This window comes from Legionella sp. JM-2024 (assembly GCF_055389095.1).
In genome coordinates, this window is the sequence record NZ_AP039388.1 from 2,163,110 (window position 1) to 2,184,973 (window position 21,864).

Below are 21,864 nucleotides of genomic sequence, written 5' to 3' on the forward strand. Positions count from 1 at the left end.
TTCGAAAACTCTACTGCAGTGGGAAATTGTTTAATCGATACGGCGCTCCTCATCTCAGTGAGTTGGAAAGAAGTCTGTTGTACTAATTTGATCATATTTGAAATATATAGCCAGGTATGATTTCGCCCTACTAGCAATGTTCATGTGAAATCCTTATAATTCCCTGGTCAATTTTACTCGGGTATAAGCACAACAAAAACCTGCTTTTTGCACATTAAGATCAGAAACTGTCCCTGGTTCCGTTGTTACCGTTGCCAACTCTAAGCCATACTGCTTAGCCAGGTTTAAACGGGCAAACAACAGTTTTTTTTGAAGTCCTTTTCCTCGATAAATAGGTAATGTGCTGGTAACACCTAAATCACAAACATCACCATGAATAGCCATTGTGGCCCCAGCAATCAGATTGTCTTTATCATAAGCAGAAAATGCTAAAATTCCTTTTGCACTCGCATACTTATAAAATTGTTCCTGAGCTTCAGGAAAACCAAACCCAATGGCTACTCTTTTTGCCCACTCTTCCAATTCAGATTGTTTTACTTCTCTTATAATAAACCAATCATCATCATAACCAGTAAACAAGTTATAATTCTTTAAATTAAGAACTGAAACGTTATTTAATTCCGTTACTTGATAACCACGTTGACTTAAGAAATTGATTAAGTGATTCCCCACAAAAGGACATAACTCAATATCAATACGGTTATGGCCTAATGATTTATAAAAATGTTCTATAGTTTCAATTTCAGCTTTATATTGCTTTGGTTCAGTCTTAAATCCCCAGCCAACTACTTGAGACAGGAATGAATCAAAACCGGAAAAACAGGCTGCGCCACCGTTCACCTCCAGGATTTTCCCCTGAGAATACTGTTTCGTCACTTCAATGTGGCTCTTCTTAATACATCCTTCCATTCGTGCCGTTAATTCTTTGGTAATGTACATCAATTTTCCACTATCAAGACTTGTTGACATTTAAACCTGACACAATATCGCAGATCAACTCAGGCCCCTGATAAACCAAACCACTATAGATTTGTAGTAAAGAAGCACCCGCATTGATCTTATCTTCAGCACTCGTTAGGCTATCAATACCGCCTACGCCTATCAAAGTCACTGCACTTCCAACATATTGTTTTAATAAGCGCAAACAATGAGTAGATAATGCAGTCAGTGGCCTACCACTTAATCCGCCCTGCTCTTCAGCATAAGGCAAGTTTTTCACTAGCTCACGAGAGCAGGTGGTATTCGTAGCAATAATGCCTTCAATACCACACTGCAAAATAATTTCTGTCATTTGTTTTAGTGTTTCATCAGACTCGTCTGGAGATACTTTAATAACCAAGGGAACATGACGTCCGTATTGATCTGCCAATTTTACTTGTTCTCTTTGCAACTGGGTCAGTAATCCGGCAAAATAATCCTGTTGTTGTAGCTGTCGTAAATCTGGAGTATTTGGTGAAGAAATATTGATAGTAATATACGACGCATAGTTATATACTTTTCGTAAACAATAGAGATAATCTTCAGCCGCTTTATCCAAAGTTGTTTCTTTATTCTTTCCAATATTTATTCCCAATATTCCTTTATAGCTGGCATTCCTCACATTCTCTACCAAAGCATCAACCCCTAAGTTATTAAAACCCATCCTGTTAATAATGGCATTCGCCTCCGGGATACGAAATAGCCTTGGTTTCGGATTACCTGTTTGTCCTCTGGGTGTTACCGTCCCTAATTCAATAAATGAAAACCCCAATTTGGCCAACGCATCCAGATGTTCGCCATTTTTGTCTAAACCAGCCGCTAACCCTACTTGATGAGGGAACACAAGACCCATAGCATGCACAGGTTTACCAATCGGTTGTCGAAAACAAATGCGTGGTATGCAATGTAATGCAGACAAAGTCAATGAATGAGCTTTTTCAGCATCCATTCTGAAAAGCAAAGGACGCAGTAGGGAATACATAACATCACTCCTAAAACTACTCTACAATTTTAAACCGCAAAAGCTGTATTCCTCTTTTGCATTAATCTCTTCTTCTTTAATACTATTATTATCATCTTTAGTTATTTTTGAAACCCTTGATGTTTGCTCGCTTCGTTCAGAATTTATTAATTCTTCGTTGCTGCTCAATTTGTCACTTTTTAATCCATGTAGCATTTTTTTATGGGATTCCTGGTTTTCACAAGAATTATCTTTTGAACCTTCAATCACTGCCTTGACGCCGTTATCTTGTGCACAGCCATCAGATAAAAAGTAAGACGTAAGTGCTGCGGCAACCGAGCCCACAGAAAATCCCCCTAAAGTAAACATAAGAGCAGTAAACGCTGGTAAGGCAAAAACTCCAGATAATGCAATTGACAAAGGGACCAAAACGATTGCAAGTGTCATTCCTGTCAGGAATACAGGAATTATGGAAAGGGAAACAACCAGGTCAGTAGCGAACCATCCTAATAAAGCCGTCGCGCCAGAACTCACAAACGAGGTTAAGCTTAAACTTCCCCAATACCTTATATAATCATATTTTTTCTTCAAAGAACTGTCTTTGCCCTTACCCAGATTACTGGATTGATTATTCAAATCATCATGTTTGATGAGTAATTCCGATTTGTCCTCTGAACTTGATTCTCTGGCTAAGCTGTTCCCGGATTTATTTTGAGTCAAGCCGAAAATGCTTTTTAATTTAAAAGCAAACGCAACTGCGGATGCTCCAAGAAGCAGCCCTGACACAGTAAGCAATAGACCGGGTAAAATAATCGGTGAAGCCAGCACAGCTGGCGCAGCACTCATAAGCAGCATAAAGCCGATATAAAACCCCAGGTTAAACGAATCAACAATCACAGCTGCCAAACTCATCCCCGATGCCAGCCATAACAGGATTGCTGCTGCTCCAGAACTTAACAGTGCGGCAATAATATGAGATCTCAAAGAAAGTGCGGACTTACTGTTTTTTTTGTTTGATGCATCCATTTTTCATCCCTACACATAAATTGATGGCTTAAAGTAAAGATCAATTAAACAACACATTGTTGTGCCCAGACTCTGAGCATTGCATTACCTGATTTATGTAAATGAAAGTCAACTTCCTTCACTTCCACACCATAATTATCTTGTTGCAAACCCAATAAAACTGGCCCCAGAAACTGCGAGGTTTTCCCTTCTCTATCAATTAAAGGAAAAATTCTCACTTCTTTAGCTACTCTAGCCAACTCACGAATTGCAAACAGATGAAAATCAACAGTTTGATCTTCCAGATCTGCAAAAAAATAATGAGAACTCAGGGCATAATCAAATGCAAAATCAGCAAATGGTAAATGATAATCTGTCACACCAAGATATCTACCATCTGCTTTACCCTGCTCGTAATCCGCAAAAAAAAGCTTCATTCCTTCCTGTCTTTCCTGAGACAATTTGTCCAAACTACCACTACGACTAAAATCAAATTGATCCTGATGTTGCTTCACCTCTTCCGCCATATTTGCAAAAATCATTTTTGCTTTAGCGAACAGGGTATCCTTATCCAATACAAACAAAGGGTCACAACTAACTACCTTCTTATGCAACTGAGTTTGCTGGTAATTAACAGCACTGGGACCGCAACCATATTCCAATATAGTTGAATTTTTTTCCTCCCGGGGTAAGTCAAACATCTCACGGTATTCTTCGATTCCATGTCCCCATAGTACCAGTTTTCTCATCAAAAACACTCCTCTATCTAAATCCATTTGGATCACGCTTTGGCAAAAGATTAGGTGATTTTTTTGCCTAGGTAAAGAATCATTTTAAAATAGATTGCTCCATAAACAATCATGAAGGTGACAAGTACGTTTCATTTGGGTATAGTCTAGCGTATTTATTAACGTAACAGGAAGTCATTCATGTACACAGGCCTAGACTATCAACTGGGTGAAACATATGACATGTTAAGGCACAGTGTCTACCATTTTGCCCAGACAGAAATAGCCCCTTTAGCAGCTCAAATCGATGAGAAAAATACTTTCCCTAATCACCTCTGGCGAAAACTGGGAGAAATGGGATTACTCGGCATCACTGTAAGTGAAGAATATGGTGGTGCCAATATGGGTTATTTAGCTCATACCATAGCAATGGAAGAAATTTCCAGAGCTTCCGCTTCGGTTGGGTTAAGCTATGGTGCTCACTCCAATTTGTGCGTCAATCAAATCTATCTGAATGGAACCAACGAGCAAAAACAAAAATATTTGCCTAAACTTATAAGTGGAGAATATATTGGTGCGCTGGCTATGAGTGAGTCTAACTCAGGGTCTGATGTAGTCAGCATGCAGTTACATGCCCGCTCTTCAGGCAACAAGTACATTCTCGACGGCACTAAAATGTGGATTACCAATGGTCCTGACGCTGATGTTCTGGTTGTATATGCTAAAACTGACAAGCAGGCGGGAAGCAAAGGAATTACGGCGTTTATTATCGAAAAAGGCATGTCAGGATTCAAAACGGCTCAAAAATTGGACAAACTAGGCATGCGTGGTTCCAATACTTGCGAACTAGTATTTGAACAATGTGAGATTCCTTCAGAAAATGTGCTGGGAGTAATTAATCAAGGGGTCAAAGTATTAATGAGTGGCCTGGATTATGAGCGCACTATTCTTGCTGCTGGACCAGTTGGTATCATGCAAGCCTGTATGGATGTCGTATTACCTTATGTACATGAGCGTAAACAGTTTAATCAGGCAATAGGTGAGTTTCAATTTATTCAGGGTAAACTTGCTGATATGTACACGGAATTAAATGCTTGCAGAGCTTATCTATATGCGGTTGCCAAAGCTTGTGATAAAAATATTGTTAGCCGTAAAGATGCTGCTGGGGTCATTTTATATACCGCAGAAAGAGCAACTCAAATGGCTTTACAATCAATACAAATTCTAGGAGGGAATGGATATATTAATGAATATCCTACTGGACGTTTGTTACGAGATGCAAAGTTATATGAAATTGGGGCAGGCACTTCTGAAATCAGAAGAATGCTAATTGGTCGTGAACTTTTTAAAGAAACAGCATAAGGAATAAGGGAATGGAACATAATGATGTTGTGATAGTTGCAGCAAAAAGAACCCCGATGGGAGCCATGCTAGGTAATTTATCGGCACTTTCTTCACCTGAGTTAGGTGCAGTAGCTCATATGGCAGCACTTTCCCAATCAGGCATCGCTCCCGCAGAAATCGATGAAGTAATCAGCGGATGTGTATTACAGGCAGGTATTGGTCAAGCACCTGGAAGACAAGCAGCAATTAAGGCAGGAATACCTAATTCTGCAGGCGCAACAACCATTAACAAAATGTGTGGCTCAGGCATGAAAGCTGTGATGCTCGGTCACGACATAATCAAGGCAGGCTCAGCTAATGTAGTACTTGCCAGTGGAATGGAAAGTATGAGCAATGCCCCCTATCTCTTGTCGAAAGCTCGTTCAGGATATCGACTTGGACACGGCGAGCTAAAAGATCATATGTTTCTTGACGGTCTGGAAGACGCTTATGACAAAGGACTATTAATGGGTTGTTTTGCTGAGGCAACAGCCAAACACTTCAACTTCAGCAGAGAGCAACAAGACGAATTTGCTTTACGTTCAATGACTCGAGCACTTAAGGCTATTGAAAGAGGTGCTTTCAAGGAAGAAATAGCTCCAGTTACTTTAACTACCCGCAAAGGGGATATAACCATTTCAATTGATGAGGGGCCAGACGAAGCAAAACTTGCTAAAATCACCCAATTAAAACCAGCATTTCAAGCAGACGGTACTGTAACAGCAGCGAACTCAAGTTCCATTTCTGATGGGGCAGCCAGCTTAATTTTAATGAGTGCCGCAAATGCAGAAAAACGAGGTATTACTCCCTTGGCAAGAATTATTGCTCATGCCAGCCACTCACAAGCGCCACAATGGTTTACAACTGCTCCTGTTGATGCCATTCGTAAAGTAATGAACAAAGCCTCATGGAGACAAGATGATGTTGATCTCTATGAAATTAATGAAGCTTTTGCTGTTGTTGCTATGGCAGCGATTACCCAACTCGAATTAAACCCGGAACAGGTCAATATACACGGTGGAGCTTGTGCTTTGGGTCATCCAATTGGCGCTTCAGGAGCTCGTATTCTTGTTACCCTAATGCACGCTTTAAAACATCAGGGCAAAAAACGTGGAGTTGCTTCTTTATGTATAGGTGGTGGCGAAGCCACAGCTATGGCAATCGAGTTGATTTAACAAGTTAATATGGCCCGGGTAAAAATAAAGCTTTTACCCGGGCTTTTTATATATAATCCAGCTACAAACTTTGTTTGCAGCGTGGTAAAGTTTTTCAAATTAAAACCAAATTTGGTTATAACAATAATAATAAAGGATGTACATGCTAAGACATAGTCTCATTTACTTTCTGCTAAGTATTCTCATCGTAGTCTTTGCAAAATATGCCCATCTTATTGTAGTTTATATTGACATGTTTTTTACCTATGTGAATATAAAGTTAACGCCTATTTTCAGCCAGACAGGTTGGGGGCTGATCATCAGAAAAGTCTTAGTACTTATGCTATTGCCTATAATCATTACAGGAATTCCAGCACTTATCTACCGTGCTCTCAAAGGCAAAGAAATGCCCCATTTTCTCGCAATTGTCTGGATAATCTGGACCGTCATCGTCTTGAGCGATATTTTGATTCGGTAAGGATAAAACAATGGCCAAGTTAACTACTCACATCAATACAGGTAGTCAGGAATTCAAAAATAATCAAATCAGTATGCAAGCCTTAGTGGATGATTTGCGAGAAAAAGTGAATCAAATCGCTCTAGGTGGGGATGAAAAAGCGCGAGCCAGGCATCAACAACATGGCAAATTACTTCCCAGAGAACGCCTGCATCAGTTACTGGATCCAGGCACTCCATTTCTTGAGCTATCACAACTGGCAGCATATCAAGTGTATGAAGATAATATACCTGCCGCGGGAATAATTACAGGAATTGGAAGAGTTGCTGGAACCGAATGCGTTATAGTTATCAACGATGCTACAGTGAAAGGAGGAACCTACTATCCTCTGACAGTAAAAAAACATTTGCGTGCTCAAGAAATCGCAATGACAAATCATCTGCCATGTATCTATTTAGTCGATTCGGGTGGTGCATTCTTGCCTCTCCAGGATGAAGTTTTTCCTGACAAAGACCATTTTGGACGTGTTTTTTATAATCAGGCACAATTGTCTGCACAAAATATCCCACAAATTGCTGTAGTCATGGGTTCATGTACTGCAGGAGGAGCCTATGTACCAGCGATGGCAGATGAGTCTATTATGGTAAAGAATCAGGCAACGATATTTCTGGGGGGGCCACCACTTGTCAAAGCGGCAACAGGTGAAGTGATCAGTGCTGAAGAGTTGGGTGGTGCCGAAGTACATTGTCGTCATTCCGGTGTATCCGACCACTATGCAGAGCATGATGCTCATGCACTTCATCTGGCGAGAGTGGCCATTAGTAATCTGAATCGCAAGAAAATCGATCCCATTCACCGGGTTGATACGATCCCTCCCCTTTATGATAGCGAAGATCTTAATGGAATAATTCCTACTGATCTCAGAAAACCTTTTGATATCAGAGAAATTATTGCTCGTGTGGTGGATGGATCAGAATTTGATGAGTTTAAAGCACTTTTCGGAACCACTCTGGTTTGCGGCTTTGCTCGCTTGTATGGTTATCCTATAGGAATTGTTGCTAATAATGGCATTCTATTTAGTGAAAGTGCGCTAAAAGGTAGCCATTTTATTGAGCTGTGTTGCCAGAGAAAAATCCCACTTGTATTTCTACAAAACATCACAGGTTTTATGGTCGGTTCTAAATATGAGGCATCTGGTATCGCCAAACATGGTGCCAAAATGGTAACAGCAGTGGCAAATGCAAATGTACCAAAATTCACTGTAATCGTTGGCGGCAGTTTTGGTGCCGGGAATTATGCTATGTGTGGAAGAGCATATAATTCACGCTTTATCTGGACTTGGCCAAATTCTCGTATTTCTGTGATGGGGGGAGATCAAGCAGCTAATGTTCTGGCCCAGATTACTAGAGAGAAACATGCCAAACAAGGGAAAGAATGGTCTATTGAAGAAGAGGAACTATTTAAAACACAAATGCGAAATCAGTATGAAACTCAAGGCAATCCTTACTATGCCAGCGCCAGACTCTGGGATGATGGAGTAATTGCTCCACAGGATACTCGTAAAATATTGGGACTTGGTTTATCTGCAGCCTTAAATGCGCCAATTGAAGACACTCGTTTTGGTGTGTTTCGCATGTAAAAGGAACGTTAATATGAGTGATTTATTATACGAAATTCAAGATAGAGTATGTTTGATAACAATGAATCGTGTTAATAAACACAATGCATTTGATAATCAACTGTTAACCGAAATGCAAGTGCAACTCAACTCGGCTATCCAGGACGCTAAAGTTCGAGTCATAGTACTTAAAGCCAATGGAAAACATTTTTCAGCAGGCGCTGATTTGGCCTGGATGCAAAACATGGCTAACTTTACTGAAGAAGAAAATTTAAGAGACAGTATGGTACTTGGCAATTTGATGTATAGTTTAAATCAAAGTCCAAAGCCAACTATCGCCATGGTTCAAGGCTCTGCGTTTGGTGGAGGAGCAGGACTAGTTGCAGCATGTGACATAGCAATAGCTGCGAATTCAGCTCGTTTTTGTTTTTCCGAAGTAAAACTAGGTCTTATCCCTGCAGTAATCAGCCCATATGTAGTTAAAGCAATAGGTGAGCGTGTAGCGAAAATGCTATTTATGAGCGCTGAAATTTTTGATGCTACTCGAGCTTACTCACTCAACTTGATCCAACATTGTATTATTGAAGAGGCATTATTAGAATTTACTCTCAAATATGCCACACAAATTGGCAATAATGCACCAGAAGCCGTTAAAATTTCAAAGCAACTGGCACAATATGTTGCCAATAAAAAAATAGATGAAGAGTTAGTTCATTACACTGCCTCTCTGATTGCTCATAAAAGAGTTTCTGCTGAAGGGCAAGAAGGCCTTAATGCATTTCTCAATAAAGAAACACCCAACTGGAATAAAGGTTCTGGACATGTTCAATAAAATACTAATTGCTAATCGAGGTGAAATAGCCTGTAGAATTATTAAAACAGCACATTCTATGGGTATTCAGGCCATTGCTGTTTATTCAGCGGCGGATAGAAATAGCCTTCATGTGCAATTAGCTGACGCAGCTTATTATATTGGAGAAGCATCAGCTAAAGACAGTTACTTGAATATCGAGCATATCATTAAGGCAGCTAAAGAAAGTGGAGCTCAAGCTATTCATCCAGGCTATGGGTTTTTATCTGAAAATCCTGATTTTGCAAAAGCTTGTGAGCAGGCAGGAATTCTATTTATCGGACCATCTATCAAAGCTATGGAAGCAATGGCTTCCAAACAATTAGCAAAACAACTTCTTGAAAAAACCAAAGTTCCACTCACTCCTGGTTATCATGGTGGTGGACAATCTGAAGAAACATTGTTGAATGAAGCAAAAAAAATAGGATTTCCAGTCTTAATTAAAGCTGCTAATGGTGGTGGCGGAAAAGGCATGCGAGCAGTATATGAAGAAAATGAATTCCCGGATGCACTAGCCGGGGCCAAGCGAGAATCTATGTCATCTTTTGCAGACGACACGATGATAATAGAAAAATTAGTTCTTAATCCCCGCCATGTTGAAGTACAGGTTATGGCAGACAATCATGGGAATGTTGTGCATTTGTTTGAAAGAGATTGCTCCATTCAGCGCAGACACCAGAAAATTATCGAGGAGGCGCCCGCACCCAATTTATCACCCGCACTACGCCAAAAACTGGCTCAAGCTGCTTGCGAGGTTGCCCGCTCTATCGATTATAGAGGTGCCGGTACAGTGGAATTTCTGGTAGATGGTGACGACAAATTCTACTTTATGGAAATGAATACAAGACTTCAAGTCGAACATCCAGTCACAGAAATGATTACTGGACTTGATCTTGTTTCCTGGCAATTAAAAATCGCTGCGAATGAAATTTTACCCTTGTCTCAAAATCAGATTCAAGCTCAAGGCCATGCTATTGAATGCCGTATATACGCCGAAGATCCTTACCATGGCTTTATTCCTTCAATTGGCCAACTTCATTTTTTAAAAGAACCATCAGGGGATGGTATCCGCATTGATACAGGCGTTACTCTTTCTTCAGAAATTACCATGTATTATGATCCAATGATTGCCAAACTTATTGTCTGGGGGCAAAACAGAGAAGAAGCGCTACAAAAATTGACACAAAGCCTAACTCATTATTATATTGGTGGAGTAAAAACCAATATCCCCTTTTTGCAAGCTATTTGCAAACATCCACAATTCAAAGCAGCCAAGGTAAGTACTGATTTTTTAGAGAATGAAATCATCGAGTTACCAAAGCCCGATAATGAGATGGCTATACTTTTGGCTATAAGCTGTGATTATTTATGTACCCTTAACCGCATTGAAGATCCTTTATTGCAAGATACATTTGCCTGGCAAATGCACCTTTCGAGCCATTGGAGTTGGCGCTATCAACTGGATTCCACAACGATAGAAACTCAGATAACCCCTTTGGATAAAGAGAAATTTAAAGCAATCATCCATAATAAAGAAGTTATTATTCAAGCCAGGTTTGATCTTGACCAACTTATTATTGAAATCAATCAACAAACTATAAAAGCTCAAGTAGACATTAAAAAACATCACATGACCTTTTATACTGATAAAGGACAAATATCAGTCGAACGTTTCCAATGGAGTAAACTGGACGCCCAAACCTCTGGACATAAAGGACAATTGACTGCACCAATGCCTGCTACTGTAGTGGCTATTTTAAAAAACATTGGTGAACAAGTAAAAGCCGGGGAAAGTTTAGTTGTTCTGGAGGCTATGAAAATGGAACACACTATTCACGCTCCAATTGATGGCGTATTATCGGATATTTTTTATTCTGTGGGTGCTCAGGTGAGTGAAGGAGCAGAGTTGCTCGCACTGAGTGAATCAGATACCTAAGAGAATATTTTATGGACTATCCCCAACATGTGACAATAATTGAAGTGGGCCCCAGAGATGGCTTACAAAATGAGCCGTCGTACCTACCTAGCGACAAGAAAATTGAATTAATCAACTTACTTAGTCAAACAGGTTTGAAGCACATAGAAGTCACCAGTTTCGTTTCAGCAAAAGCAATTCCCCAGCTAGCTGATAACGAGGAAGTATTTCAATCTATTAATAAGGTATCTTCCATAAATTACTCTGCTCTGGTCCCAAATGAACGAGGGATGCTTAAAGCGTTGGAATCAGGAGTGCGAAGTATCGCTGTATTCACTGCAGCCAGTGAATTATTTAATCAACGCAACATTAATTGCTCTATTAAAGAAAGCATAGAACGCTTCAAGCCTGTTTTAGAATTGGCAAAAACTAATCAAATGAAAGTAAGGGGATATATCTCTTGTGTCTTGGGTTGTCCTTATGAGGGGTATATACAGCCTAAACAAGTCGCTGAGGTAACAAAAATGCTTCTGGATCTTGGCGTGCATGAAGTTTCACTTGGAGATACTATTGGTGTAGGCACTCCCAAACAAACTCAATTGCTTCTTGATGTCCTATTACCAATACTACCGGTTACTCAATTGGCAATGCATTTTCATGACACTTATGGACAGGCCATAGCCAATATATATGCTTCTCTGGAATATGGAGTAAACCGTTTTGACAGTTCAGTTGCAGGACTTGGAGGTTGCCCATATGCACGTGGAGCCAGTGGAAATGTTGCAACAGAGGATGTGCTATACCTGATGCATGGACTAGGTATCGATACAGGAGTAGATATATTTAAAATTGTTGCTGCTGGTGACTTGATTTGTAAAGTATTAGGACGAAAAAATCAATCCAAAGTTGCTAATGCTATGCTGGCTAACCCATGTAATTAGGGGATTCTATAATTATTAGTTTAGATTCACTTGAAATTTGATACTCATTGAGTTTCTAAATAGGGCAAAGGGAGGAGCTAAAAATTGAGTGTTGAACTTCGTTATGCACTCAGCAACAACTAAACCAGATCATGTCAATCTAACAACTTCACACTTATTACTACAAAATAAAACTATGAGAGAAATTTTCATGAACGATATAGCATGGACACCCCAGAACCCCGAGCAAACAAGAATGCGTCAATTTATGGATTTTGCCGCCAAAAAGCATTGTCAAATTTTTGAGAGTTATCAGGATTTATATACCTGGTCTGTAAAGCATCCAGAATCATTCTGGGAGTCTTTATGCCTTTTTTTTAAACTAAATTTTGATACACCGCCTCATCAAATTCTGAATTATTCCTCCAACATGATTGAATCACGATGGTTTTCAGGGGCTCATTTCAATTTTGCCCAAAAATTATTAAGTCGTAGAGACAAGCATCCCGCCTTAATAAGCCTGGATGAAAACGATAATAAAAGTGTCATTAGTTATGCTGAATTGTACGAAAAAGTAGCTCAGTGTGCTGCAGGTCTCAAAGCAGTTGGAATTGGAATAGGGGATCGCGTCGCAGCAGTTATGCCAAATACTTCTTATACAATCATTGCCATGCTGGCGACAACCTCGTTAGGCGCCATTTGGTCTTCTTGTTCACCAGACTTTGGTACTCAGGCTGCTCTTGATCGCCTGGGTCAAATTGAACCCAAAGCCCTCTTTATTTGTGATGGCCATCAATACCAAGGTAAAAAGTACAGCAGTTCAGAAAAGGTTGTTCAACTTTCTGCTGCAATCCCCTCTCTACGACATGTGGTTATTTGCCCTAACATTAATGAGAACATTGAACTCAAACATCAACCCAATGCCTCCAATTGGAATGATTTTATAAAGCCAGCATCTGATTGTGATTTTGTTTCTCTTCCTTTTGACCACCCCGTTTATATTTTATTTTCATCAGGAACAACTGGTAGGCCTAAATGTATTATTCATGGGGCAGGTGGCACGCTAATTCAGCATCTGAAAGAATTAGGTCTGCATTCAGATATTAAGTCCACGGATAATTTATGTTTTTATACAACTTGTGGATGGATGATGTGGAACTGGACAGTTTCAGCATTGGCATTAGGAGCCACCATTACATTATACGAAGGTTCACCTACTTACCCGACAGATAATAGAATGTTTCGATTAATCGATGAAGAAAAGGTCACTGTATTCGGAACCAGTGCCAAATTTATATCTGCTATTGAAAAGTCAGGGGTTAAACCAAAAAACGAATTTCGTTTATCGGAGTTGCGCTGCATCCTGTCTACTGGCTCTCCCCTCCTTCCTAAAAACTATGATTTCGTCTATAAGAACATAAAAAGGGACCTACAGTTGAGCTCTATTTCAGGAGGAACTGATATCATCTCTTGTTTTGCTTTAGGAAATCCTATTCTTCCAGTCTATCGAGGTGAATTACAATGTATTGGGCTTGGTATGGGAGTCGAAGTGTTTGATGAACAAGGAAACTCAGTGAAACAAAAGCGCGGTGAATTGGTTTGCACCAAACCATTTCCCTCAATGCCTGTAGGATTTTGGAATGATAAAGACAGACAAGCATACACGCACGCCTATTTTGAACGATTTCAGGGAGTGTGGGCACATGGAGATTTTGCTGAAATAACTGCCCACAATGGCTTAATTATCTATGGTCGTTCTGATGCCGTCTTAAATCCTGGGGGTGTACGTATAGGAACCGCTGAAATATACAGGCAAGTAGAAAAAGTAGATGCTGTTATCGACAGTGTAGTTATAGGGCAAGACTGGCAGGATGATGTACGTATTGTGTTATTTGTTAAATTACGTGATGGAAAAACATTGGATGAAGAATTAATCAATACGATTAAAACAACCATTAGAAAAAATGCTTCCCCCAGGCACGTTCCTGCAAAAATACTACAGGTTCCTGATATTCCCAGAACACTCAGTGGGAAAATAGTAGAACTTGCTGTCAGACAAGTCGTTCATGGTCAGCAAATAAGCAATTTACAATCTCTGGCTAATCCACAAACTTTGGATTATTTTAAGGACAGGGAAGAGCTAAAGGATTAAAATCCGCAATGTGAGCGATTGAGTGGGAGCTCCCCGCTCAATGAAATCGTAATCGTTCACAAACCGTGTTGAAGATATATTGTGGATATCCGCTTCCTTACGGTCGCGGCTCAGATTATAATGGCGCAAAACCGAGCCGCGGCCTGATGAATCCCCACGAATTTGTACAATTTTAAATGCTTCTGTTATCCCCTAGATTCTGTCATCCCTGCGAAGGCAGGGATCCATCCATCAAAATAGTTCGTAACTCAAATTAATCCACTGAGGATTGTTTGACTCAATTAAGTTAATTTTCCATTGTCTTTTCCATCTTTTTATTTGCTTTTCTCTAGTAATTGCTTCATAAACATTAGAGTGAACTTCAAAATAAACCAGTTCATGTACATGATATTTTTTAGTAAATCCATCGACTAAATTTTCCCTATGCTCATAGATACGTTGAGTCAAATTGCTGGTAAAGCCAACATATAAAGTTCCATATTTTTTGCTGGCAAGAATATAAACATAATATTGTTTTTCCATATGATGTAGAGTTTTTTGCGAAGTTGGCAGGATAGAATACCCTAATGAAACTTAGGATGTACATTGCAAAATGGATCCCTGCCTTCGCAGGGATGACAGAGTCATTACTAAAAATGTATATTTTTGTGGGGATCTTTCAGGTCGCGGCTCGGATTATAATGGCGCAAAACCGAGCCGCGGACTTATCAGGCCGCGACCGGATGTATAATATTCCAGAATCCAGCGTGAACCGTATACCAAATGGCATAATCAGCTATGGCTAACATTCAAAGACACTATGTTTTAACCGGGTCGGAAACGATTACTATATTGGGTCTATCTTTATTCGAATACCTTAAATCCTTCGCCTAATTTACAATTCATTTGATAGCTGCCGAGACGCTCATAAGTACTGGCATTTAACACAGTCGTTTTAATTGACGCATCGCCTTCAGAATCGAGATTAAATTTACTATAATCAAACATAGGTGTGCCGCGTGCGACAGGATCATCAAGAGTAAAATGTCGGTCAGATGCAGTCACTCGATTGTTGCCAGCCACCATAACTGCATTTGGAGTAACCGAGACTATTGCAGGATTTAAAGGCATTTCAGAAATACATTTTTTTAAATTAATTACAAAAGTTATTCGCTTACCTGCAGACACAGCATCCACAATATCTTGAAAATTTCCCAGCTCTCCAGCTTGCACTGCCAAAGAACACAAAAAGAAAACCACAAAAAACATCTTTTTCATCAGTACTGCTCCTTGTTTTAAAACCGGCATAAGGTTGCCAATAAGAACTGGACTTGTCAATCCTGACTAAATAATTCTTTTGAGGAAATAGTGGCAACATAGTTCTATTAAACAAAGAATTTTCTTTTTTTATTAAATCAGTTTGTGTATACTGTTGGACAGCGTCGATTTGAAAACTCAGCTTGCGGACGCTCAAAAGATTAAGCTTCTAAATTATAAGAAAATCTAAAATCAAGATTAAAATACTTATGATGCTATTTTATTTTGAAATTAGAAAAAATCCCAAGTTATTCTTTTGAAAATACGGCTAAAGCGGTAGCTTACTATTCCCTCTTTATGCCCTCCTGCAAGCTATAGTCCCAGGTTATAATAATGATTGAGTTATGCGGATTAAAAAAATCTTTCTCTGGCAAGTTAGCCTTAAACGATATTAATTTGTTTATTCAGGAAGGTGAAATATTTGGAGTTATAGGTAAAAGTGGGGCAGGAAAGTCCACTTTATTGCGTTGTATTAATTTACTGGAAAAACCTGATGAAGGTGAGGTTATCATCGATGGCCAAAACCTGATGAGCCTTTCTCGAAAAGACTTGGCATTGGCACGCCATAAAATTTCTATGATCTTCCAACATTTTAATTTATTAAACTCAAAAACTGTTTTTGACAATATCGCTCTTCCGATGAGAATCCAAGGCATAGATGAGGAATCCATCAGACAAAAAATTGAAGAATTACTGCCTGTTGTTGAATTAACTGATAAAAAAAATGCTTTTCCTTCTCAACTGAGTGGAGGACAAAAACAAAGGGTAGCCATCGCACGGGCACTGAGTTGTTCCCCCAAAATATTGCTTTGTGATGAAGCAACATCAGCACTCGATCCGGCAACCACAGACGCCATCCTGTCCCTTCTGAAAAAAATTAATGAATTATATGGCATTACTATTGTTTTAATCACTCATGAGATGGATGTGGTGAAACGAATCTGCAAAAGGCTTTCTGTCATGGTAGATGGAGAAATTGTTGAAACCACTGCCTTGTCTAATGTGTTCAATAAACCTGATAGTCTTGCTCGTAGTATGCTTTACGCCCAAATTAGCCCGGTACTACCAGCATGCCTCACACGCAGACTTGCAGACTATTCTACTGAAAAACCCCTTCTGAGGCTGTTTTTTCAGGGAGAGGAAGCAACTGTGCCTTTTATTAGCCAAACCAGCAGAGATTTGAATATGGATATCAATATTCTGTTGGCTAATATAGATCGTTTCGATGGAGTCACCTGTGGTGTTTTAATCGTTGAGTTAACAGCGAATCCATTATTGCTTGAAGCATTCATCAATCGTTGCACACAAGCTGATATTACTGTGGAGGTTTTAGGCTATGTCCTACCAGATGGCTTATGATTTACTGAGTGCGACAGGGGAAACCCTATATATGGTATTCTTGAGTACTCTTTTTGCAGTGCTGCTCGGCCTGCCTCTAGGTATATTACTGTACTCATCTGCCCGGATAAAACCAAATCCCAAGTTATGCAAGACTCTATCTGCCTTGATTAATATTTTTCGTTCTATCCCCTTTATTATTTTGCTTGTTGCTATTATTCCTTTTACCAGACTCATTGTAGGTACCAGCATAGGAATTAATGCAGCAATTGTTCCATTAACCGTTGGCGCCACCCCTTTTTTTGCCAGACTGATTGATAATGTTTTCCAAGCCTTACCACCTGGTCTCATTGAAACAGGATATGCCATGGGTGCCAGCACCAGACAAATTATTTTGCATATTATACTTCCTGAGGCAAAATCAGGATTAATTCATGCCATTACTGTTACAGCGATAACTCTGGTTAACTATTCGGCCATGGCTGGAGCTGTGGGAGCTGGAGGACTGGGTACTTTAGCCATTAATTATGGCTATCAACGCTTTAACGCAGGAGTTATGATATCTACTGTCATTGTGCTAATCATTTTGGTTCAGCTCATACAAACGGCTGGAGATTATCTGGCAAAACGTTGCATACATCACTAATTGGGAGGTTCAATGCGAATTTTAAGTTATTTGATATTAATCATCAGCCTGGTAGCCTGCAGTAGTAAGCCAGCTCCCAATACGTTGGTTATAGGAACAATTGCAGGCCCTGAAACAGAACTCATAGAAACAGCAAAACAGGTTGCTGAAAAAGAGTATGGTCTCACCGTAAAAATTGTCGAATTTAATGATTATAATTTACCAAATGAAGCATTGCAGGACGGCAGTCTGGATGCGAATGTTTACCAGCATTTACCTTACCTAAAAGCCGCTATCCTGTCTCACGGCTATGACTTACAAGCGATAGGAAGAACGTTTGTTTATCCAATGGGTATCTATTCCAAGAAATATAAAACACTCAGTGAATTACCTGAAAATGGAATTATTGCAGTACCCAATGACCCCAGTAATGAAATGCGCGCTTTTTTACTTTTGGAAAAAGCACATTTAATTACTCTGAAAAATACAACGAATAGTGGTATACAAGATATAGAAAGTAACCCTAAAAAATTCAAATTTAAAGAAATGGACGCAGCCCAATTGCCGAGAGTACTTCCTGACGTTGATGCCGCAGTGATCAATACTACATTTGCCTTGCCAGCCGGGCTGAGCCCATCCAAAGACGCATTGTTTACTGAAAGCAAGGACTCGCCTTATGCCAATATTATTGTAGTGCGTCGTGACACACAAAAAAGGCCACAATTGGAATTGTTTGTGAAAGCATTGAACTCTGAAGAGGTAAAAGAAAAAGCGAAAGAATTATTTGGTGATGACGCAATACCTGCATGGTAATTAATAACAGTCTTGCATAACCATTGTTTTTTTAATTTACAATCAATTGGTTATGCAATAAGCTGAAATGAATTATTAACTTAATTTCCGCTTAATAAAAAACTGTTATAATTAATTTAGATAATACTATCCGAGGTAATAGACATGGCTTTTTACAACTCCATACCTTTATTCGGTAAATACCTGAAATCAGAAAGCCGAACCAGCAAATACACTGCAAAGCAATTAAGCAGTTTAGAGAAGGATTATCGGGATACCATTGGGTTAGGTGACAATGCAACGTTTAGCTCTGATGCCTTTGACAAACTTGTCAATTCAAGAATTAGTGATTTCCATGGATTTTCAAAAACCAAAGCCCCGGGCGATGTGTCAATTCATGATAAATTAACTGTCGATAGTCCTGAAGCAAAAATAGTCAGAGAAGGATTAAACAAGAGCTTGGAAAAAAGTAAGCAATTTGATGAGGCACAAAAAACTTTTACAGATTCCACTTCAACTTTTCAAAAACTCGTTAATTTAATTCCACAAAAATTCAGGGCAGAGGACCTCATTGGAACAATGAAGGAATATGTTGATGAAGGGAGGAATAAAATCCTTGCTCAACAACAACATGAAATCAAAGCGCTGGAGGAACAATTTGATACTGCAAAAAATCCGGATTTTGTACCCAACTTAAAAAAAGCATTGAGTTTAACTAGTGACCCAGATGTTGAGACCGTTAAAAAAAATCTATTAACTGACTTAAAAGAATCCCATAAAAAACAATTGGAAGAATTTGATAAATCCACCAGCGAATCACTGGATAAATTACATAAGGCATCAGCAAGCCAGGCTACCGAATTGCTGTTTGTTGCGAATCTCTATGAAAATGCTAAAAAAAATAAAAATAAAGAGATGCTCATGGAACTGGAAGGATTGATAGCCGCGCAACGTGAAAAAATGGGGCTTCCTCCTGAAACTACTACTGTACAGGTAGGAATTTCACCAGATAAAATTACTTTATCAGGCGTTAAAATTGACACTATAAAAAAGATCACGAGTGATACTGGAAGAGAGATCCATCAACAAAAAGATGGCAGCTTTGTGATGCAACTCCCCATGATAAATCCTCGTTATTATCAGGACCCCAGACAAAATGTCCAGGCGGATATGATGCTTATTGCGCAAGCCATCAAAGCTAAAGGATATGATTCTATTGAAATGAACTGTAATTTTCCCAATAGCGAAGATGTGGCTATGGAAAGAGGGAGGCAAGCTTTTAGAGCCTGTATTGAAGCAGGTTACCCACCAGAAAAAATTACTATTAATGTCAATGGCACTAAAATGGACGCCCAAAAACTCTTCGAACATGATAAAAAAACCTATCAGGATATTATGTCGAAAGCTCCGGAAATACAAAAAACTTATGAAGAATTAGCATCTCCAAAAACTTCTACAACGCCATTAAATACAGTTGCTGTTAAAGAAGAAATAACCGCTTTAAAAGAGAAACAAAAACAACTGGAACAACAAACCGAAACAGAACATGAAGACACTCATGGGCTTAGTAATACAACACCACATTAATATGGCTAGAATGAATTCGGAATCTATTGCTATTCCGAATTCACCCAATAAATATTTTATCTGAATCTGCTCAAAAAATTTCACTACCCCTAATCTTCAAATTCTGATATTTTATACATTATATTCAAGATACTTGGTATCACTGAGAATAAAATGGAATTCAACGGGTTAGCTAAGGAGATGGCTATGAGTACTCGTCGCTTTGATGAATTTGATAATGAAACAATTGATTTTAGTGATACTGAAGCTGTTATTCCAGAAGCAAGTCCTTCAACCAAATTGGAAAGGCGTAGAAAAATAGAAGATCTCTTTGAAGAAAGGCGCTTAAGAGAAGAGCTAGATGAATTTGGTTAAGGAACACGTGTGAAATAATTTGGACATTTGGACGTTAAGATTACTGTAAGAGTACCACGTTCTGATTGAACAAAAGCGCAGTAATAGGGTCTTCTAATGTTAGCCTTAACTGATTGAATTCGTGGACAATACGTTCAAAGCTTCTCCCTTGGTTTAGGCTTGTCAGGACGCCTGCCCTATCTTTCATCCGCTTTAGTGAAACAGGTGGTATAATATGTATTGCGTCCTCCAAAAAAGGACTTCTGACTTCTGCAATTATGTCATACTCGGCGCGCATTACACATCCGCTTCCTTACGGTCGCGGCTCGGATATATAATGCGGCAAAATCGAGCCGCGACCATAAGGAAGCGGACACAGTTAGCACGTGAATAACCAGTTATGATTCACAATACAAGAACTCTACTTTTAAACACAGTCTGTGAACGATTACAGATTTCAGTAATATTGAGCGTCCAAATGTCCGAGTTATTTCGTACACGTTAAGTTAAAGTGAAGATTGGGAAGTATAAATATCAAATCTTATGGTTTTCCCTTCTATGGATGCATCTGGAAGTAGTAATGGTTTGATTTTTTGTGGCCATTTCACTACCACTCTTAACCTGGCACGAGTTAAGGACATCTTAATTAATTCCAATGCATCATCATCCACTCCAATCAATTGCTGCAAAATTTGCATTTCCTTTTTAACCAAAGCCGATTTATTACGCTCAGGGTGCATTGGATCTATGTAAATAATGTCAGGATAATCACTTGTCTGTAAACTTTGCAAGAACAAAAAAGCGTCTCCCTCAATCAGAGATATACGCATTTTTTGTTCATCAGATTCATTTCTGTGAGATAATGCATCAGCAAGCAATGCAGCCATAATGGGATGGCGCTCCAACATAATAACCTCAGCACCAAAAGATGCTAAAATAGCCGCATCTTTTCCCCAACCGGCGGTGGTATCTAAAATTTTAATGTCTTTAGTCGGCTTACAAGCCCGCACCAATCCCTGTTTCTTACCCTCCCCTCTTCTTTTACTCCAAGTGATTGCAGCAAAATCTGCAGACAATGGAGAAAATTCAGGAGTTTTTAAAACGAGTTTCTCAGAAGAAACAAAAAGACAAGTATCGGCATCCTTTTCCAGCCGCAAATTCAACTTCTCAGCCAGTATTTGTGCTTTGTCTTTTAGCTCATCGCTTTCATAACCAACAGTTTTTATTGTTCTCATTGTGATATTAGTAATTGATCAACATACTGTGATAAGGAATGATAAACAGGCACATCAGGATATTCTTTCAGCTCAGACCTATTCGTCATATTTGAAAGTACAATAACGGGTTGTGCACCAGCTGCCAGCGCAGCTTGTATATCGGAAACCCTGTCACCTACAAAAGATACACCTTCCAAAGAACAATGTAATTTTTTGGCCAAAGCCTTTAACATTCCAGGCTGAGGTTTACGGCAAAAGCACCCCTCTTCAGGAAGATGAATACAATACTCAATGGCTTCAATCTGACCACCTGCTTCTTCAACCACTTGCAGCATCTTATGATGAATCGCTAACAAATCATCTTCAGTATAGAGCCCTCTTGAAACACCCGATTGATTCGTTGCAACACCAATTTTATAACCCGCTGAACTTAAGCGCGCTATAGCAGCAATACTATTAGGTATAATAATAAATTCATCCACACTCTTAATATAATTCAGCGAATCTGAATTAATTACGCCATCTCTGTCTAACAATATAATTCGAGCCATAAAA

The 21,864-nt window shown here is 39.2% G+C and carries 21 protein-coding genes; 13 read left to right on the top strand and 8 right to left on the bottom strand.

From position 1 onward, the window contains the following. Positions 1–153 precede the first annotated feature (153 nt). Genes ACZ5EK_RS09535 through ACZ5EK_RS09550 form a run of 4 tightly spaced genes read right to left on the bottom strand, consistent with a single transcriptional unit; the run spans position 154 to position 3,693 of the window. Positions 154–939, bottom strand: coding sequence for a GNAT family N-acetyltransferase (locus ACZ5EK_RS09535; RefSeq protein ID WP_464432481.1), 786 nt, complete (start codon positions 937–939; stop codon positions 154–156). 13 nt (positions 940–952) lie between these two features. Next, positions 953–1,960 (bottom strand): quinone-dependent dihydroorotate dehydrogenase, encoded by a 1,008-nt coding sequence (locus ACZ5EK_RS09540; RefSeq protein ID WP_464429282.1) that lies wholly within the window; start codon positions 1,958–1,960, stop codon positions 953–955. A 21-nt stretch (positions 1,961–1,981) separates the two neighbouring features. Continuing rightward, positions 1,982–2,965 (bottom strand): hypothetical protein, encoded by a 984-nt coding sequence (locus tag ACZ5EK_RS09545; RefSeq protein ID WP_464429283.1) that lies wholly within the window; start codon positions 2,963–2,965, stop codon positions 1,982–1,984. Between the two features lie 44 nt (positions 2,966–3,009). Continuing rightward, positions 3,010–3,693, bottom strand: coding sequence for a hypothetical protein (locus ACZ5EK_RS09550; RefSeq protein WP_464429284.1), 684 nt, complete (start codon positions 3,691–3,693; stop codon positions 3,010–3,012). 180 nt (positions 3,694–3,873) lie between these two features. Here ACZ5EK_RS09550 and ACZ5EK_RS09555 point away from each other — a divergent pair, with 180 nt between their 5' ends. From ACZ5EK_RS09555 to ACZ5EK_RS09590, 8 genes are all read left to right on the top strand, one after another. Next, positions 3,874–5,034, top strand: a complete 1,161-nt coding sequence (locus ACZ5EK_RS09555; RefSeq protein WP_464429285.1) for an isovaleryl-CoA dehydrogenase — start codon at positions 3,874–3,876, stop codon at positions 5,032–5,034. A gap of 11 nt (positions 5,035–5,045) precedes the next feature. After that, positions 5,046–6,230, top strand: coding sequence for a thiolase family protein (locus tag ACZ5EK_RS09560; protein WP_464429286.1), 1,185 nt, complete (start codon positions 5,046–5,048; stop codon positions 6,228–6,230). Between the two features lie 142 nt (positions 6,231–6,372). Next, complete coding sequence (locus ACZ5EK_RS09565) at positions 6,373–6,687, top strand: hypothetical protein (RefSeq protein WP_464429287.1); 315 nt, start codon at positions 6,373–6,375, stop codon at positions 6,685–6,687. Between the two features lie 10 nt (positions 6,688–6,697). After that, the gene (locus ACZ5EK_RS09570) at positions 6,698–8,305 is read left to right on the top strand and encodes a carboxyl transferase domain-containing protein (protein ID WP_464429288.1); all 1,608 of its coding nucleotides are present in this window, start codon (positions 6,698–6,700) and stop codon (positions 8,303–8,305) included. Between the two features lie 13 nt (positions 8,306–8,318). After that, positions 8,319–9,116, top strand: a complete 798-nt coding sequence (locus ACZ5EK_RS09575; protein ID WP_464429289.1) for an enoyl-CoA hydratase-related protein — start codon at positions 8,319–8,321, stop codon at positions 9,114–9,116. After that, the gene (locus ACZ5EK_RS09580) at positions 9,106–11,070 is read left to right on the top strand and encodes an acetyl/propionyl/methylcrotonyl-CoA carboxylase subunit alpha (RefSeq protein WP_464429290.1); all 1,965 of its coding nucleotides are present in this window, start codon (positions 9,106–9,108) and stop codon (positions 11,068–11,070) included. The genes ACZ5EK_RS09575 and ACZ5EK_RS09580 overlap by 11 nt, the downstream gene beginning before the upstream one ends. A gap of 11 nt (positions 11,071–11,081) precedes the next feature. Continuing rightward, positions 11,082–11,990 (top strand): hydroxymethylglutaryl-CoA lyase, encoded by a 909-nt coding sequence (locus ACZ5EK_RS09585; protein ID WP_464429291.1) that lies wholly within the window; start codon positions 11,082–11,084, stop codon positions 11,988–11,990. A gap of 190 nt (positions 11,991–12,180) precedes the next feature. Continuing rightward, positions 12,181–14,121: an acetoacetate--CoA ligase gene (locus tag ACZ5EK_RS09590; protein ID WP_464429292.1), complete on the top strand. Its 1,941-nt coding sequence runs from the start codon at positions 12,181–12,183 to the stop codon at positions 14,119–14,121. A gap of 231 nt (positions 14,122–14,352) precedes the next feature. Here the strand turns inward: ACZ5EK_RS09590 and ACZ5EK_RS09595 are convergent, their stop codons facing one another. Beyond that, positions 14,353–14,643, bottom strand: coding sequence for a GIY-YIG nuclease family protein (locus ACZ5EK_RS09595; protein WP_464429274.1), 291 nt, complete (start codon positions 14,641–14,643; stop codon positions 14,353–14,355). 321 nt (positions 14,644–14,964) lie between these two features. After that, positions 14,965–15,378: a VirK family protein gene (locus tag ACZ5EK_RS09600; protein ID WP_464429293.1), complete on the bottom strand. Its 414-nt coding sequence runs from the start codon at positions 15,376–15,378 to the stop codon at positions 14,965–14,967. Between the two features lie 372 nt (positions 15,379–15,750). Here ACZ5EK_RS09600 and ACZ5EK_RS09605 point away from each other — a divergent pair, with 372 nt between their 5' ends. The 5 genes from ACZ5EK_RS09605 to ACZ5EK_RS09625 all read left to right on the top strand — a co-directional run bounded on the left by ACZ5EK_RS09605 (position 15,751) and on the right by ACZ5EK_RS09625 (position 20,113). After that, positions 15,751–16,776: a methionine ABC transporter ATP-binding protein gene (locus tag ACZ5EK_RS09605; protein WP_464429294.1), complete on the top strand. Its 1,026-nt coding sequence runs from the start codon at positions 15,751–15,753 to the stop codon at positions 16,774–16,776. Continuing rightward, positions 16,754–17,401, top strand: a complete 648-nt coding sequence (locus ACZ5EK_RS09610; RefSeq protein ID WP_464429295.1) for a methionine ABC transporter permease — start codon at positions 16,754–16,756, stop codon at positions 17,399–17,401. Before ACZ5EK_RS09605 ends, ACZ5EK_RS09610 begins: the two co-directional genes overlap by 23 nt. A gap of 12 nt (positions 17,402–17,413) precedes the next feature. Continuing rightward, positions 17,414–18,193, top strand: a complete 780-nt coding sequence (locus ACZ5EK_RS09615; protein ID WP_464429296.1) for a MetQ/NlpA family ABC transporter substrate-binding protein — start codon at positions 17,414–17,416, stop codon at positions 18,191–18,193. A 144-nt stretch (positions 18,194–18,337) separates the two neighbouring features. Beyond that, positions 18,338–19,759: a Dot/Icm T4SS effector Ceg25 gene (locus ACZ5EK_RS09620; protein ID WP_464429297.1), complete on the top strand. Its 1,422-nt coding sequence runs from the start codon at positions 18,338–18,340 to the stop codon at positions 19,757–19,759. 186 nt (positions 19,760–19,945) lie between these two features. Further along, on the top strand, positions 19,946–20,113 hold the full coding sequence (locus tag ACZ5EK_RS09625; protein WP_464429298.1) for a PA3496 family putative envelope integrity protein: 168 nt from the start codon (positions 19,946–19,948) through the stop codon (positions 20,111–20,113). 485 nt (positions 20,114–20,598) lie between these two features. Here ACZ5EK_RS09625 and ACZ5EK_RS09630 read toward each other — a convergent pair whose 3' ends face one another. Both ACZ5EK_RS09630 and gmhB read right to left on the bottom strand, forming a co-directional pair. Continuing rightward, positions 20,599–21,327 carry a class I SAM-dependent methyltransferase gene (locus tag ACZ5EK_RS09630; protein ID WP_464429299.1) on the bottom strand — a complete coding sequence of 243 codons (729 nt, stop codon included), beginning with the start codon at positions 21,325–21,327 and terminating at the stop codon, positions 20,599–20,601. Beyond that, the gene (gene gmhB / locus ACZ5EK_RS09635; protein WP_464429300.1) at positions 21,324–21,860 is read right to left on the bottom strand and encodes a D-glycero-beta-D-manno-heptose 1,7-bisphosphate 7-phosphatase; all 537 of its coding nucleotides are present in this window, start codon (positions 21,858–21,860) and stop codon (positions 21,324–21,326) included. The genes ACZ5EK_RS09630 and gmhB overlap by 4 nt, the downstream gene beginning before the upstream one ends. Between the last annotated feature and the right edge of the window lie 4 nt (positions 21,861–21,864).